At 72.7% G+C, this 16,391-nt stretch carries 1 protein-coding gene; it reads right to left on the bottom strand.

Annotation, left to right across the window (positions count from 1 at the left end):
* Positions 1-2: 2 nt before the first annotated feature.
* Positions 3-16,325: a non-ribosomal peptide synthetase gene (locus QMO76_RS20285; RefSeq protein ID WP_306362892.1), complete on the bottom strand. Its 16,323-nt coding sequence runs from the start codon at positions 16,323-16,325 to the stop codon at positions 3-5.
* Positions 16,326-16,391: the final 66 nt, after the last annotated feature.

Raw genomic sequence — 16,391 nt, 5'->3', positions numbered from 1 at the left:
GACTAGCGCGATCGGCCGTCGAGCGTGGCGGCGATGATCCGCAGGGCCGTGTCGGTGGTCATCCGCCAGTGGGTGGTGGGCACCGGGTGATCGTGGACCGCCCCGGTGACCGCCGACCGCCACGTCGATGCGCCGGTGGACCCGCGCGGATCGTCGAGGGCGGCGGTGAAGTAGACGACGTCACCGGTGAACGGCCGCGGGCGATAGGCCGCGGCCAGCGCCGCCGAGTCGAGCGCGGCGGCGACGACGCGTTCGACGCGGTCGGTCCCGAAGGAGCCGAACGGTTCCGGGAGCCCGCGCAATCGTTCGGACAGCCGGGCCGGATCCAGCTCGTCGTCCGGGTCGGCTGCGTCGGCGTCCGCGCCGAGCAGTCCGCCGAGCAGGTCCGCCACGGTGACGGACGGCGCTGCGGCACACGATGATCCGACCGGCGCGGCGTGCAGGCGGCTGTCCATGACCGCGAGCAGTGCGACCCGCTCACCCTCGTCCTGGAGTTGGACCGCCATGGCGTGGGCGAGCACCCCGCCCAGCGACCAGCCCAGCAGATGGTAGGGGCCGGTGGGCTGCACGGTGCGCAGATGCTTGACGTACAGCCGCGCCCAGTCCTCGATGGAATCGGGCAGGGGCGCGCTCGCGCCGAGGGCGGGCGATTGCAGGCCGTAGATCGGCCGGTCGGTGTGGGCCGCCAAGCCCGCGAACGACCAGGCGACGCCGCCGATGGGATGCACGCAGAACAGCGGCTCGCGGGTGGCGTCACCGCCGTGCAGCGGCAGCAGGATATCGAAGGCGGCCTCGGTGCCGGCGCTGTCGGAGCCCCGGGTGCGCAACTGCGCGACGATGCCGGACGGGGTGGGCGTGGTGAACATCCACAGCACCGGAACCGCCTCGGCCACGGCCGTACTCAGCCGGGCCACCAGTTCGGTGGCGAGCAGGGAGTTGCCGCCGAGTTCGAAGAAGTGGTCGTCCAGGCCGACGCGATCGCGAGCCAGCACATCGGCGAAGACCTCGCAGACCGTGGTTTCGAGCGCCGTCGCGGGGGCGCGGTAGGCCCGGGACGCGAATTCCGGTGCGGGCAGCGCGCTCCGGTCGAGCTTGCCGACCGAGGTCAGCGGCAGCCGGTCGAGTACGACCACGGCGGCGGGCACCATATGCGCGGGCAGCGCCGCGGCGGCCCAGGCGAGCAGCCGCGCCGAATCCGCCGCGCCATCCCGGACGGCCACCACGTAGGACACCAGCACCGTTGCCCCGGCCGGGGTTTCCCGTCCCACCGTGACCACGGCGTCGATGTCGGGATGTGCGGCCAGCACGGCGTCGATCTCGCCGAGTTCGATGCGGAAACCCCTGATCTTGACCTGGAAGTCGCTGCGGCCCCGATAGTCGAGCTCACCGGCCGCGGTCCACGCCACCACATCGCCGGTGCGGTACATGCGTTCGCCCGGCCGGAACGGGTCGGCGACGAATCGCTCGGCCGTCAGCCCCGGGCGATCGGCGTAGCCGCGCGCCAGCTGCGCTCCGGCGAGATACAGCTCGCCGGGGACGCCGACCGGCACCGGGCGCAGGCGTGCGTCCAGCACGTACACCCGGCTGTTCCAGACCGGTGCGCCGATCGGAACGGACGGGGTATCGGCGTCGGTGACCCGATGGCTGGTGATCGACACCGCCGCCTCGGTGGGGCCGTAGAGGTTGACCAGGGTCGCGTGCGGTGCGGCGGCGGCGCAGCGGCGGGCGAGCGCGGCGGGCAACGTCTCGCCGATGGCGAGGATACGGCGCAGGGAACCGGGGAGTCGCTCGGTCAGCAGCGCCTCCAGCAGGGACGGCACCGCGTGCAGCGTGGTGACGCGTTCGCGGGCCATCAGGGCGGTGAGCTGGGCCGGGTCGCGATGCCCGTCCGGTGCGGCGAGGACCAGACGGCCGCCGCAGGCGGCGGCGGACCAGAACTCCCATACCGACAGGTCGAACGTCGCCGCCGTCTTCACCAGCACCGAGTCCGCTGCGGTCATACCGAATTCCGCTGTCTTCCAGCGCAACTGGTTGACGATCGCACCGTGGGTGACCACCACGCCCTTGGGGCGGCCGGTGGAACCCGAGGTGAAGATGACATAGGCCGCATGGCCGGGGCGCACGGGCGCGCGTCGTTCGGCGGCCGTGATCGGTTCCGCGCTGGCCGGGTCGCCGTCGAGCGCGTCCACGGTGACGACCGATGCGGCGGCGGTCGCGAAATCGGTGTCGGTATCGGTCAGCACGCAGACCGGCGCCGCCGTGGTCAGGATGTAGTCGGTGCGCGCGGCGGGCTGATCGGGGTCCACCGGCACGTACGCGCCACCGGCCCGGCTCACCGCGTACATCGCGACCACCAGCCGCGCGGAACGCCGCATGGCCAGCGCGACCCGGGATTCCGGACCGACGCCGAGCGAGATCAGTTGCCGCGCCAGCCGGTTCACCCGGGCGTCGAGCTCGCGGTAGGTCCAGCGGTCGCCGTCGGCGGCGACCACCGCCACCGCGTCGGGGTCGGCCGCGACCGCGGCGTCCAGCAGCGACACCAGCGTCTCGGCCGCATCCGTCGGATGCGCGGTGTCGTCGCACGCCACCAGCATTCGCGACCGCTCCGCGGGCAGCAGCACATCGATGGCGTCGAGCCGCACCCGCGGATCGGCGACCACCGCGTCGAGCACCCGGAGGAAGCGGTCCGCGAAGCCCCGCGCCGTCGACTCGTCGAACAGATCCGCGGCATAGGTGAGCGCGCCGCCGATGCCCGCGGGCGCACCGTGCGCGTCGTAGGCGTCGGCCAGGATCAGGTGCAGATCGAACTGGGACAGCTGCCGATCCGCCGACAGCGCGGACACCCGCAGGCCGGGCAGCTCCATTGCCACCGGGGCCAGGTTCTGGAAGGACAGGCCCACCTGGAACAGCGGATGCCTGGCGGTGGACCGAGCCGGATTCAACACCTCGACCAGCCGCTCGAACGGCACGTCGGCGTGCGCGAAGGCCCGGATGTCGCTATCGCGCTGCCGGTCCAGCAGTTCGGTGAAATCCGAATTCGGGTCCACCCGGGTGCGGAAGACCAGGGTGTTGACGAACATGCCGATGAGATCGTCCAGTTCGGCCGCACCGCGCCCGGCGATGGGGGTGCCGACGGCGATGTCGTCGCTGCCCGACAGCCGCGACAGCAGCAGCGCGAAAGCGGTGTGCACCACCATGAACAGGGTCGCGCCCCGCGCGCGCCCCACCTCCACCAGCGCCGCATGGGTGCGGGCGTCGATGCCGAGTTCGACGCGCCCGCCGGCGTAGGTCCGCACCGCCGGGCGCGGCCGGTCCGCGGGCAGGTCCAGCTGATCCGGCAATCCGGCGAGGGCATCGCGCCAGTAGGCGATCTGCCGGGCCGCCGGCGATTCCGGATCCGCTTCGCTGCCGAGCAGGTCGCGCTGCCAGAGCGCGTAGTCGGCGTACTGCACGGGCAGCGGGCTCCACTCCGGTTCCCGGCCCGCCACACGAGCCGCGTACGCCGCCACCAGATCCCGGGTGAGCGGTCCGGCCGAGTAGCCGTCACCGCTGATGTGGTGGACGACCAGGGCCAGCACGAACTCGTCGGCGTCCACCCGCCACAGCGCCGCCCGCAGCGGCACCCGCGAGGTGACGTCGAATTCGGTGGCCGCGAGCGCGGCCACCGCGGACGCCACCTCGGCGGCGGTCAGCGCGCCGACCTCGAGCCGGGGCACGGCGCGGTCCTCGGGCGGCAGCACGACCTGCACCGGACCGCCGTCGTGCCGAGGGTAGACGGTGCGCAGGATCTCGTGGCGCAGAATCAGATCGGCGAACGCCCGCCGCATGGCTTCGACATCGAGTGCCCCGCTCACGCGCAGCGCGACCGGGATGTTGTAGGCGGTGGATTCGGCGTCGAACCGGTTGAGGAACCACATGCGCTGCTGGGCGGGGGACAGCGGAATCCGTTCCGGCCGTGGGCGGGACGTCAGCGCCGGACGCGCCGGAGCGCCGCCGATCGCCGCCAGTTCGGCCGCCAGACCCGCGACGGTCGGCGCGGTGAACACCAGTCGCACCGGCACCGGTGCACCCGCCGCCGCGCCGAGCCGGGCGCTGACCCGGGTGGCGAGCAGCGAGTTGCCGCCCAGCTCGAAGAAGTCGTCGTCCGCGCCGACCCGGTCGAGCCCGAGCACCGCGGCGAACACCTCGGCGACGGCCCGCTCGGTCGCGGTCGCGGGCTCGCGGTAGGCACGCGCCGGGGAACTCGGCTCGGGCAGTGCCTTTCGGTCGAGTTTGCCGACGGCGGTCAGGGGGAGCGCGTCGAGTGCGACGATGGCCGCGGGCACCATGTACGACGGCAGCCGATCCGCCGCCCAACGGGTCAGCTCCGCCGTATCGACGGCGTGGCCCACCACGTAGGACACCACGGTGGCAGCGCCGGCGGCATTCTCGCGCCCGATGGTCGCCGCGGTACGCACCCCCGGATGCGCGGTGAGCACCGCGTCGATCTCGCCGAGTTCGACGCGGTATCCGCGAATCTTGACCTGGAAGTCCGTGCGGCCCACGTACTCCAGCGTGCCGCCGATCGTTCCGTCGGCCGGGACGCCGACCCAGCGCACCAGATCACCGGTGCGGTACATGCGTTCGCCCGGCACACCCCAGGGGTTGGCGACGAAACGCTCGGCCGTGGTGGCGCGACGGTCGTGATAACCGCGGGCGAGGCCCGGACCGGCCAGATACAGTTCGCCCACCACGCCCGGCGGTACCGGTCGCAGCCGGTCGTCGAGGACCGCGGTCCAGCCGCCGGGGACCGGGCGGCCGATCGAAACCGGCTGTCCGGCAAGCAGTGTGGTGTACGTCGCGCCGATGGTGGTCTCGGTGGGACCGTAGCCGTTGAGGAAGCGCCGCCCCGGCTGCCAGCGGGCCAGCAGGTCCGCCGTGGTGGCCTCGCCGCCCGCGGACACCACCGCGAGGTCGTCGAGTCCGGTCGGGTCGACGGTGTCGAGCAGGGCGGGCGTGATGATCGTGTGCGTCACCCGCTCGGCGCGCAGCAGTTCGCGCAGTTCGCCGCCGCCGACCGTATCCGCCGGGGCGAGCACCAGGGTGGCCCCGCTGTAGCAGGCGGTGGCGATCTCCTCGAGCGATTGGTCGAAGCAGGGCGAACAGACGTGCAGCATGCGGGAATCGGGCTCCAGCCGCAGCAGTTCGGCGGAATGGCCGACGAGTCCGCCGAGTCCCGCGTGGGTGACGGTGACGCCCTTGGGCAGGCCCGTCGATCCGGAGGTGTAGATCAGGTACGCCGCGTTCGAGAGACGCAGCGGCGCGCGGCGGTCCGCGTCGGTCACGGCCGCCGGGGACCGATCCGCGCACAGGTCGGGATCGTCGAGCGTCAGCCAGTCCACCGTGCCGGGCAGTCCGGGCAGCCGTTCGGTGAGCGTGATCCCCAGGGCGGCACCGGAATCGGTGAGTAGGTGCCGGAGGCGCTCGATCGGGTGGGTGGGGTCCAGCGGCAGATACGCGCCACCCGCCTTGGCGACCGCCCAGATGGCCGCGACCATGCGGTAGGAGCGCCGCAGCGCCAGCGCCACCACGGTATCCGGCCTCACCCCGCGCTCGATCAGCACCCGTGCCAGCCGGGAAGAATGGTCGTCCAGTTCGCCGTAGGTGTAGGAGTGACCGTCCGCGCGTACGGCGACGCGGTCGCGGCCGAATTCCATTCCCCGGGTGAGCAGATCGGGCAGCGTGCCGACGACGGTCGGGATGCCGCCGCCCATGCGGGTCAGGCGCTCGTACTCGTCGTCGACGAGCAGCGGGAGATCCGCGACACGGATGTCGGGCCGCTCGGCGACCGCCGCCAGCATCCGCACCACCCGCCGCGCGAACACGGTCGCGCCGTCGGTGTCGAAGACCTCGGCGGCGAACGCCAGCTCACCGTGGCCGTCGGCGGAAATGCTGAGCGCCACCTCGGTATCCGGGTCCGGCGGGCGCTGGAACGACAGTGCCACCCGGAACAGCGGCTGCCTCGCGCCGACCAGTGTGGCGACCTCGTCGAGTCCGATACCGGCGTGCGCGAACGCCGCCAGCGCGGACCGGTGCGTGGTGGGCAGCATGTCTCGGAAGCGGGCGGTGCGCTCCACACGGGTGCGCAGCACCACGTCGGCGCGCTCGCCGCCCGGACGCGGCGTGCCCACCGTGATGTCCTCGACGCCCGCCAGGCGCGCCACCACCGCCGCCACGGCGGTCCGCACCACCGCGGTCCAGGACATGCCCGTGCCGTCCGCGAGTCGGTGCAATCCGTCGCGAACCGGCGCGGGTATCGAGAACGTCACGTGGCCACGGGAGTTCGCCGCCTGTGCGCGGTCAGGGGTATCGGCCGCCGCTGCGCGGTCACGGGGGTCCGCTCCCGCCGCGCGGCTCACCGGCAGCCCCGGGCGCTCGGGCAGCTCGGCCAGTTCGGTGCGCCAGAAGCGGGCGAGCGCGATCGTGTCGCCGGATTCGCGGCCGAGTGCGCGGGCGAATTCCGCGGCCGGCCGGTCCGGTACGGCGAGCAGCCCGGTCAGCACCCGGTGCAGGCGGTCGGCGATGGCCCGCGCCGTCTCGTCGGCGACCAGGTCGCGCCGGTACTTCACCCGCAGCAGCGTGCGCTGCTCGAGGAAGACCAGCACCGTGATCGGGTAGTGCGTGAAGTCCTCGGCCTCGATCTCCTCGATCCGCAGGCCGTCGATGGCCGCACCGGCCTGCCGCAGTCCCGCCACATCCACCGGGTAGGACTCGAAAACCAGCATGGTGTCGAACAATTCACCGTGTCCGACCGCGCGCTGAATCGCGCCGAGCCCCAGATGGTGATGGTCGAGCAGGGCGGCCTGCTCGGCCTGCACACCGTCCACCAGCGACCGCGCGGTGGTCCGCGCGTCGAAGCGGACGCGCACCGGAATGGCGTCCACGAACAGGCCGATCATCTCGCCGATGCCGTCGAGCTGCGCGGGCCTGCCGGAGATGGTGGCCCCGAAGAGCACGTCGTCGCGTCCGGTGCTGCCCGCGATGGTCAGACCCCACGCCGTCTGGAGCACGGTATTGGCGGTCACCTCGGCCGCGGCCGCATAGGTCGTGAGCGCGGCGGTCTGCGCGGCCGACAGCTCGATATCGCAACGCCCGAAGCCGGTTCCGGTGGCGGCGGGCCAGGTCAGCTCGGGTGCGAGCAGGGTGGGCGTGGCACCGGTCAGCGCCTCGGCCCACGCGCGTGCCGCCGCCGGGCGGTCCTGCTGTGAGAGCCAGCGCAGGTAGTCGCGATACGGACGGACCGGGGGCAGCGGTGCGGGGTCGCCGCCGGTCGCGTAGAGCACCAGCAACTCCCGCATGAGCAGCGGCATGGACCAGCCGTCGAGCAGGATGTGATGGCCGGTGAGCACCAGATGCCGCGTCCCGGAAGCGGTGGCGTACACCGTGAACCGCAGCAGCGGTGCGACCGCGGGGTCGAAACCGCGGCGCTGCTCGGCGGCGATCAGCTCCGGCAGCTCGGCCTCGGCGACGCCCTCGACCACCCGCAGCGGCACCTCCAGACCGTCCACCACCACCTGTACCGGGGTGCCGTCCGCGGCGGCGACGAAGGCGGAGCGCAGATTCGCGTGCCGGTCCAGCAGGGCGCGCGCCGCGCGGCGCAGACGCGGCGTGTCCAGCTCTCCGGTGAGGCGTACGGCGAGCTGGATGATGTAGGCGTCCACGGAGCCGTCGAGCAACTCCATGAGCACCCGCAGCGAACCCTGGAGCGGCGCCAGCGGCAATACCTCCGACAGGCCCGGATAGTCGGCGTGCCAACGATCCAACTCGCCCTGGGACACGCGTACCAGCGGCACATCGGCCGGGGTGAGCCCACCGGCCGCCGGATCGCGCACGTGATCGGCCAGCGTGCTGAGCGCGGCGGTGAAATCGGCGGCCAGCTCGGTCACCGCGGCCTCGTCGAGAATGCCGCTCGCGTAGCCGAATGCGAGTTCGAGCCGGGGGCCGTCGGGCGTCTCGGCGGTGATCGCGTTGATGTCGACGACGGTGCCGAGCGGCAGGGTGGGATCGTATTCGACCTCGAGGTCGCCCAGTGCGGCGGTCGGCATCCACTCGTGCGCGACGGCGTCGGCGGGTACACCCGTGCGGCCGAGATAGTTGAACCCGAGCTGGCCGATATCGCCGGTGAGCCGGTCGGCGGCGGCGGGTTCGAGATGGCGCAGCAGGCCGAAGCCCACCCCCCTGTCGGGCACCGCGAGCAGCTGCTCCTTGACGGATTTGAGCACCGCGCCCGGGTCGGTGTCCGGGAGTCCGGTGAGGTCGATCGCCACCGGGTGCACGCTGGTGAACCAGCCCAGGGTGCGGGTCAGGTCCGCGCCCGGCACCACGGTTTCCTCGCGGCCGTGCCCCTCCAGCCGGACGCGGGTGACCGGGGCCTGGATGCCGCGCCGGGACCGCCAGGCGCGCACCGCCATGGCCAGCGCCGCCAGCAGTCCGTCGTTGACGCCGCCGCGGTAGCGGGCGGGCAGGGTGGTCAGGATCGCCTCGGTGACCTCCACCGGTACCGGTACCGTGACCGACCGCAGCGTCGCGTGGGTGTCGAGGGTGCGATCGAGCGCCCGTGCGCCCAGCGGCGGATCCGGGGTGGTCAGCACCTGTCGCCAGTAGTCGATATCGCCGACGCGGTCGCGAGCCGCGTCCACCAGGCCGTGTGCCCAGCGCCGGAACGACGTACCGGTCGGTGGCAGCGCGATCGGCCGTCCGGCCGCCCGCTGCGCCCAGGCCGTGGCCAGATCCGGAATGAGGATGCGCCACGACACTCCGTCGATCACATAGTGGTGCGCGGCGATGACGAGCACGTCGGGGGCGTCGGGGCGGCGCAGCCACACCCAGGCGAGCATCCGGCCGGTGGCGGGGGACAGGGCGGCCAGGGCGGAATCGACGGCGGCAGCGCCGATCCGGGCGAGTTCCGCGCGCTCGACATCCGCGGGCACCACCGTGTCCGTGATCAGCGTGTCGGCGTCGACCGCCGATCGGGGCAGTGTCTCGAAGCGCCAGCGGTCCGCGTCCCGCCACACCCGAGAGCGCAGGATCTCGTGTCGGTCCAGCACCGCGCCCAGCGTGGCGGCCAGTCCGGCGCGGTCGACGCCCTCCGGCAGCGCCAGCACCATGGTCTGCGCGAATCGGTCGGCGGAGCCGGTGGCGAGGAATTCCGCGAGCACCGGCGTCAGCGGAATCTCACCGACGCCGCCGCCGGGCAGCTCCGTCAGCACCGGTCGGCCCGCATCGCATCCCACGCTCGCCACCCGGGCCAGGGCGGCGACGGTGCGCTGTTCGAACACGTCCCGGGCGGTGAAGACGATGCCCGCCGCCTTGGCCCGGGACACCAGCTGGATGGACATGATGCTGTCGCCGCCGACGGCGAAGAACGACTCGTCCACCCCGACCGACGCGACGCCGAGCACCTGGGCGAACAGTTCGGCCAGCCGGGTCTCGACCGGTCCCCGGGGCGCGCGCGTCACCGCGGTCGCGAACACCGGTTCCGGCAGTGCGCGGTGGTCGAGTTTGCCGTTGGTGGTCAGCGGCACCTCGTCGATCACCAGCACCGCGGCGGGCACCATATGCGCGGGCAGGATGTCGGCGGCATACGCGGTGAGGGCGGCGGTGTCGACCGCACGGCCCGGCGCCGCGCGCACATACGACACCAGCGCGGTGGCTCCCGACGGCAGCGTCCGGCCCAGGGTGACCGCGAAGTCGACATCGGCGTGTTCGGTCAGCACCGCGTCGATCTCACCGAGTTCCACCCGGAAGCCGCGCACCTTGACCTGGGTGTCGGTGCGGCCGACGTACTCGAGCTGCCAGCGCATCGCGGCATCCGCCGCGTCCCCGCCGCGTTCGTGCGGTGCGGCGTACCAGCGCACCACGTCACCGGTGCGGTACATGCGCGCGCCCGGTTCGCCCCACGGATCGGCGAGGAAGCGCGCGGCGGTCGCCCCGGGCCGGTTCCGGTAGCCGCGGGCCAGGCCACCGCCCGCCAGATACAGCTCACCCGCGACGCCCGGCGGGACGGGCCGCAGGCGGGCGTCGAGGACCAGCGCGGACATGCCGTGCACCGGCACGCCGACCGTAATGCGCTGTCCCGGTTCCAGTTCCGCGTAGGAGGAGATGATGGTGGTCTCGGTCGGGCCGTAGCCGTTCAGGTAGCGCCGCCCCGGCTGCCAGCGGGCCAGCAGCTCCGGGGTCGTCACATCGCCGCCCACCGACAGCACCGCCAGCGCGTCCAGTCCGGCCGGATCGACGGTGCCGAGGACGGCGGGGGTGATGATGGCGTGGGTGACCGCCTCGGCCCGCAGCAGCTCGGCCAGCTCGGTGCCGCCGATGATCTCCGGCGGCGTGATGACCAGCGTCGCGCCCACCGAGAGCGCGCACAGCCACTCCAGCACCGACGGATCGAAACTCGGTGAGCAGATGTGCAGGAAGCGGTGGTGCGGCCGCAGCGCGTAGCGCCGCACCGCCTCGTCGAGCAGACCGCCCAGGCCGGTGTGGGTGACGGTGACGCCCTTGGGCAGGCCCGTGGAACCCGACGTGTAGATGACGTAGGCGGGGTTGTGCATGCGCAGCGGCGCACGGCGATCGGCGTCCGAGACCTCCGCGCCGGACCGCGCCGCGCAGTCCCGCTCGGTGTCCGGATCGTCGAGGAACAGCCAGGGGATATCGCCGGGCACGCGGTCGGCGTATTCGCGGGTGGCAATGCCCAGTGCCGCACCGGAATCGGTCACCATATGCCGCATGCGCTCGGTCGGATGGGCCGGGTCCACCGGGACGTGCGCGCCACCGGCCTTGGCGACCGCGAGCACGGCCAGCACCATCTCGTAACAGCGCGGCAGCGCCACGGCGACCAGCTGCTCCGGACCGACGCCCCGGTCGATGAGCAGCCGCGCCAGTCGGGAACCGGCGGCGTCGAGTTCGCCGTAACCGACGGAGCGACCCCGGTAGCGCACCGCCACCCGGTCCGCGCCCAGTGCGCGCCCGCGCGTCAACAGGTCCGGCAGCAGCCCGGTGGCCATCACGGCGTCGGGGGTCACCGCGGTCAGCACGGCCAGCTCGTCGGCCGCGAGCAGCGGCAGATCGCCGACCGGTCGCCGCGGCTCGCGCAGCGCGGCGCGGAGCAGGCGCTCGAAACGCCGCGCGAACACCTCGACGGTGCGCCGGTCGAACAGCTCCGGCGCGTAACCGAATTCCACGGTGCGCCCGTCCGCGTGCAGTCGCAGCGCCAGCTCGTAGGAGCGGTGGGGGAGCGTGGGCCCGGCGGACACCACGGTCTGCACGGGGCCGTCGAAGGGCAGGTCGGCGTGCGTGAACCCCTGTCGCGCAATGTCGTCGGCGTGGGCGACGAGCTGGTCGAAACCGTCGTCGCCGAGCACGGCGGTTCGCAGCATCACGATATCGTCCGTGTTCGCGGCGACAGGCGCGCCGATGGCGATATCGGTACCACCCGAGAGCCGGGCGAGCAGCGCCGCGAAGGCCGCGTGCACGACCGCGAACCCGGTCAGACCGCGGGACCGCGCGAAATCCGCCAGCAGCCGCCGCGATTCGGTGTCGAGTTCGATGTCGAGCCGTTCGACGGTGGTGGTCCCCGCGGCGGTACGCGGCCGATCCACCGGCAGATTCAACTCGTCGGGCAGTTCCGCGAGCGCCGAACGCCAGTACCGGGCATGGGCGATCACATCGCCGCGGGCGTCGAGGCGCGCCGCCAGTTGTGCGGGCGTGCGCTCGGGCGCGGCCACGAATTCCCCGATCAGCGACCGCAATCGGTCCGCCAGCGCCTGCGCGCACCCGGCCGTGACCGTATCGCGGCGGTGCTGCACGGCGATGCGCACCCGCGCTCCCACCTCGACCTCGACGGCCACCGGATAGTGCGTGAAGTTCACCGCCCGGAGTCCGTCGATCTCCAGGCCGTCGATGGTGCCGTACGCCTGCCGCAGTCCGTCGGCGTCCACCGGATAGGACTCGAAGGCCAGCAGGGAGTCGAACAGCTCGCCGGTACCCGCGGCGCGCTGAATCTCGGTCAGGCCCAGGTGATGTGCGTCGAGCAGCGCGACCTGTTCGTGCTGGAGCCTGGTCAGCAGCACCCGCACCGGTTCGTCGGCGTCGAAGCGCACCCGCACCGGAATGGTGTTCGCGAACAGGCCGACCATATCGTCGACGCCGTCGAGCTGCGGCGGCCGTCCGGACACCACCGCGCCGAAGACCACGTCGTCGCGTCCCACGCAGCTCGCCAGCACCAGTCCCCAGGCCGCTTGGACCACGGTGTTCACGGTGACCTCGGCGGCGGCGGCGAACTCGAGCAGTCCCGCGGTCTCGGTGTCGGCCAGGTCGGCGACGCGCACCCCGTGTCCGGCGTCCGGGTCCGCGGGGTCGGTGAGGACGGCGCTCACCAGGGTCGGCGACACGCCTTCCAGCGCGGTGCGCCACGCCTGCGCGGCGGCGTCCCGGTCGCGGCGCGCCAGCCACGCGAGATAGTCGCGATACGGGCGGACCGGCGGCAGCACGGCCGAATCGCCGTGCGCCGCATAGGAGATCAGCAGTTCCTTCATGAGCAGCGGCATGGACCAGCCGTCCAGCAGCAGGTGGTGCGCGGTCAGCACCAGGTGGGTACGCCCGGAATCGGTGCGGTACACCGTGAATCGCAGCAGCGGGGGTACGGCGAGATCGAATCCGCGGCGCTGTTCGGCCGACAACAGCGCCGCCGGATCGGTGTCGGGACCGTCGAGCACATCCCACGGCACCGGCACACCCTCGGCCACCAGCTGCACCGGGGTGCCGTCGGCCGTGGTGACGAAGGCGGTGCGCAGCACGGCGTGCCGGTCGAGCATGCCCTGCGCGGCCCGCCGCAGCCGCTCCAGATCGACCGCGCCGGACAGTTCCATGGCCCACTGGAGCAGGTACGGGTCGGCCTCGGCCTCGGACAGCTGGGTGAGGAACAGCAGTCCGAGCTGGAGCGGGGACAGCGGCAGCACATCCACCAGTCCCGGATAGTCCGTCCGCCAGCCCTCGAGCTCGCCCTGGCAGACCCGCACCAGCGGGACGTCGGCCGGGGTCAGGCCACCGGCCGCCGGATCGTGCACATGCTCGGCGAGGACGGTCAGCGCCGCCACCCAGTCCGCCGCCAGCTCGCGCACGGACGCCTCGTCCAGGATCTCCGCGGCGTAGGCGAACGACGCGGACAGGCGCGCACCGGTCTCGCCCTCGGTCACCAGCGCGTTGACATCCACCACCGCGGGTGCGGGCATGGCCGGATCCTGCCGCGCGCGCGGCTCACCCCAGTCGGCGGTGGGCAGCCAGCCGCCGTCGGCCAGGGCATCGGGGATATCGCCCGCGGCGACACGGCCGAGATAGTTGAATCCGATCTGGCCCAGCTCACCGGCGAGTCGTGTTCCGGCGTCCGCGTCGAGATACCGCAGCATGCCGAAACCGATGCCGTGGTCGGGCACCGCGATCAGCTGTTCCTTCACCGCCTTCAGCAGTGCGGCGGTCGCGGCCCCGCCCTGCCAGGCGGATTCGGTGTCGATGCCGGACAGATCCAGCGCCACCGGATACATACTCGTGAACCAGCCGACCGTGCGCGTCAGATCGGCGCCGGGCACCACCTGCTCCTCGCGGCCGTGTCCCTCCAGCCGGATACGGGTGGCCGCGCTGTCGACTCCACGCCGGGCTCGCCAGGTCCGCACCGCCAGCGCCAGCGCCGCCAAGAGGCCGTCGTCGACGCCGCCCCGGTACAGGGTGCGCAGTTCGGTCAGCACCGCGTGGGTGACGGCGGGCGGCAGTTCGACGCTGAACTGCCGGACGGTCGCGGCGGTGTCGACGCTCGGGTCCAGCGGTCGCGCGCCCAGCGGGGGATCGGCGACCGCCAGCGTTCGCCGCCAGTGGTCCAGTTCGTCGGCACGGTCGGCCGCGACCTCGGACAGCCCGTGCGCCCAGCGCCGGAAGGAGGTGCCGACGGCGGGCAGGGTGATCGGCTCGCCCGCGGCGTAGCGCCCCCAGGCGGCGACCAGATCCGAGATCAGGATGCGCCACGAAACACCGTCGATCACATAGTGATTGGCGGCGAGAACGAGCGCGTCCCGGCCGTCCGGGCGAGTCAGCCAGACGCAGGCGATCATCCGACCGGCCGCCGGGTCCAGTTGGTCGAGCGCGGAGTCCAGTGCGGCACCGGCGATCTCGCCCAGCTCCTCGGCCGTGCGAGCCGCGGGCGCCTCGACGCGGGTGATCAGGTCGCCGACATCCACCGCGCCGGGCGGGAGTGCGCGCAGCTCCCAGCGGCCGTCCACGCGCCGCACCCGGGCGCGCAGCATGTCGTGGTGGTCCACCACGGCCGTCAGCACGGCGACCAGACCGGCCCGGTCGACCCGTTCGGGCAGGGCGAGCACCAACTGCTGGGTGAACCGCCGGTACGAGTGCCCGTCGGCCAGATGCGCCGCGAGCACGGGGGTCAGCGGCAGCTCGCCGACCCCGCCGCCGGGCAGCTCCGCGAGCGTCGGCACCGCGTCGGCGCCGTCCACCGCGACCCGTGCCAGGGCGGCGACCGTGCGGTGTTCGAACACATCGCGCGGCGTGAAGACGATCCCGGCCGCGCGTGCCCGTGACACCAGCTGGATCGACAGGATGCTGTCACCGCCGACGGCGAAGAACGAGTCCTCCGCGCCGACCCGCACCCCGAGCACCCGGGTGAACAGTTCGGCGATGCGGGTTTCCATCGGTCCCACCGGATCTCGGGACACCGTCGTCTCGAAGACCGGCTCCGGCAGCGCCCGCCGATCCAGCTTCCCGTTGGAGTTCAATGGGATCGCGTCGAGCGTGACAATGGCCGACGGCACCATGTGGCCCGGCAGCGAGGCGCCCACGAAGGCGGTGAGTTCAGCGGTGTCCACGGCGACGCCGTCGCGCGCCAGCACATACGACACCAGCACCGTCGCACCCGACGGGGCGCGGGTGCCCAGCGTGGTCGCGAAGTCGATATCGGGGTGCGCGGTGAGCGCGGCGTCGATCTCGCCGAGTTCGATCCGGAAGCCGCGGATCTTCACCTGGAAATCCGAGCGGCCCACGTACTCGAGCGCGCCGTCCGCGCGGCGGCGCACCAGATCTCCGGTGCGGTACATCCGTGCGCCGGTCCCGGCGAACGGTCCGGCCACGAACCGCTCGGCCGTCAGTCCCGGCCGTCCGAGATACCCCTGCGCCAGCGCGGGGCCGGACAGGTAGAGCTCACCGACCACGTCGGCGGGCACCGGTCGCAGCCGCGAATCCAGCACCGCCGCACCGATACCCGGCAGGGCGGTGCCGATGGTGACGGTCTCGTCCGCGGTCAGCGCCTCGCTACCGGTCGCGAGCACCGTCGCCTCGGTGGGGCCGTAACCGTTGCAGAACGATCGCCCGGTCGCCCACCGCCGCACCAGGTTCGGCCCGAACGCGTCACCCGCCACCACCACGACCCGCAACTCGTCCAGCCCGGCCGGATCGACCGTCTCCAGCGCCGCCGGAGTGATGAGCATGTGGGTCACCCGCGCGCTCCGCAGCAGCCGGGCGAGGTCATCGCCGCCGACGGCGGTCGGCGGCGCGATCACCAGGGTCGCGCCCGTGCTGAACGCGAGCAGCAATTCCAGCACGGAGACATCGAAATTCGGCGAGCAGACGTGCAGCACCCGGGAGCACGCGTCGACGCGATAGCGTTCGCGCGCGGCCGCCACCAGCGGCGCGAGACCGGTGTGCGTCACCACGACGCCCTTCGGGCGACCGGTGGAGCCCGAGGTGTAGATGACATAGGCCGGATGCCGCTCGGTGAGGGTGCGCACCCGGTCCACGTAGGACACCGGATGCGCGGGCCGCCGTGCGATCCGCTCCCGCTGCGCCGGATCATCGAGTTCGAGCCAGTCGATCGAGCCGTCCGACCCGGCCGGGCGCGTCCCGGTGACGCCGAGCACCGCGCCCGAGTCCGCGACGATGAACGCGGCGCGCTCCGGCGGCAGCGCCGGGTCCACCGGCACGTACGCGGCGCCGGTCTTGGCGACGGCCCAGACCGCGAGCACCGATTCGATCGAGCGGGTGAATCCGATAGCGACGACGTCGCCGGGTCCCACGCCCCGGGCGATCAGCTCCCGCGCCAGTCGCGACGACGACGCGTCCAGCTCCAGATAGCTGATCTCGCGCCGCGCGCCGGTCTCCCCGGTCGGGTCATAGCTGATGGCAATGGAATCCGAGGCGCTCTCGATCGCGCTGGTGAGCAGTTGCACGAACAGCGGACTGCCCGAGCGGCGGCGGCTGCGTTCTCGAACGGTGCGACGAACCCTGTCCATTCGAGTACTGCAATCCTCTCGCGTCGAGCCCGTGGTGTGTAGATACCGACGGACCCGGCCGTGAGT

Source organism: Nocardia sp. CC227C (assembly GCF_030767025.1).
Lineage (GTDB): Bacteria > Actinomycetota > Actinomycetes > Mycobacteriales > Mycobacteriaceae > Nocardia.
The sequence above is the reverse complement of the archived record's forward strand: the minus strand, read 5'-3'. Positions and strand labels throughout refer to the sequence as shown.

Coding starts and splice junctions, on each gene's coding strand:
- QMO76_RS20285 (WP_306362892.1), bottom strand. CDS start 16,325: ATGGACAGGGTTCGTCGCACCGTTCGAGAACGCAGCCGCCGCCGCTCG.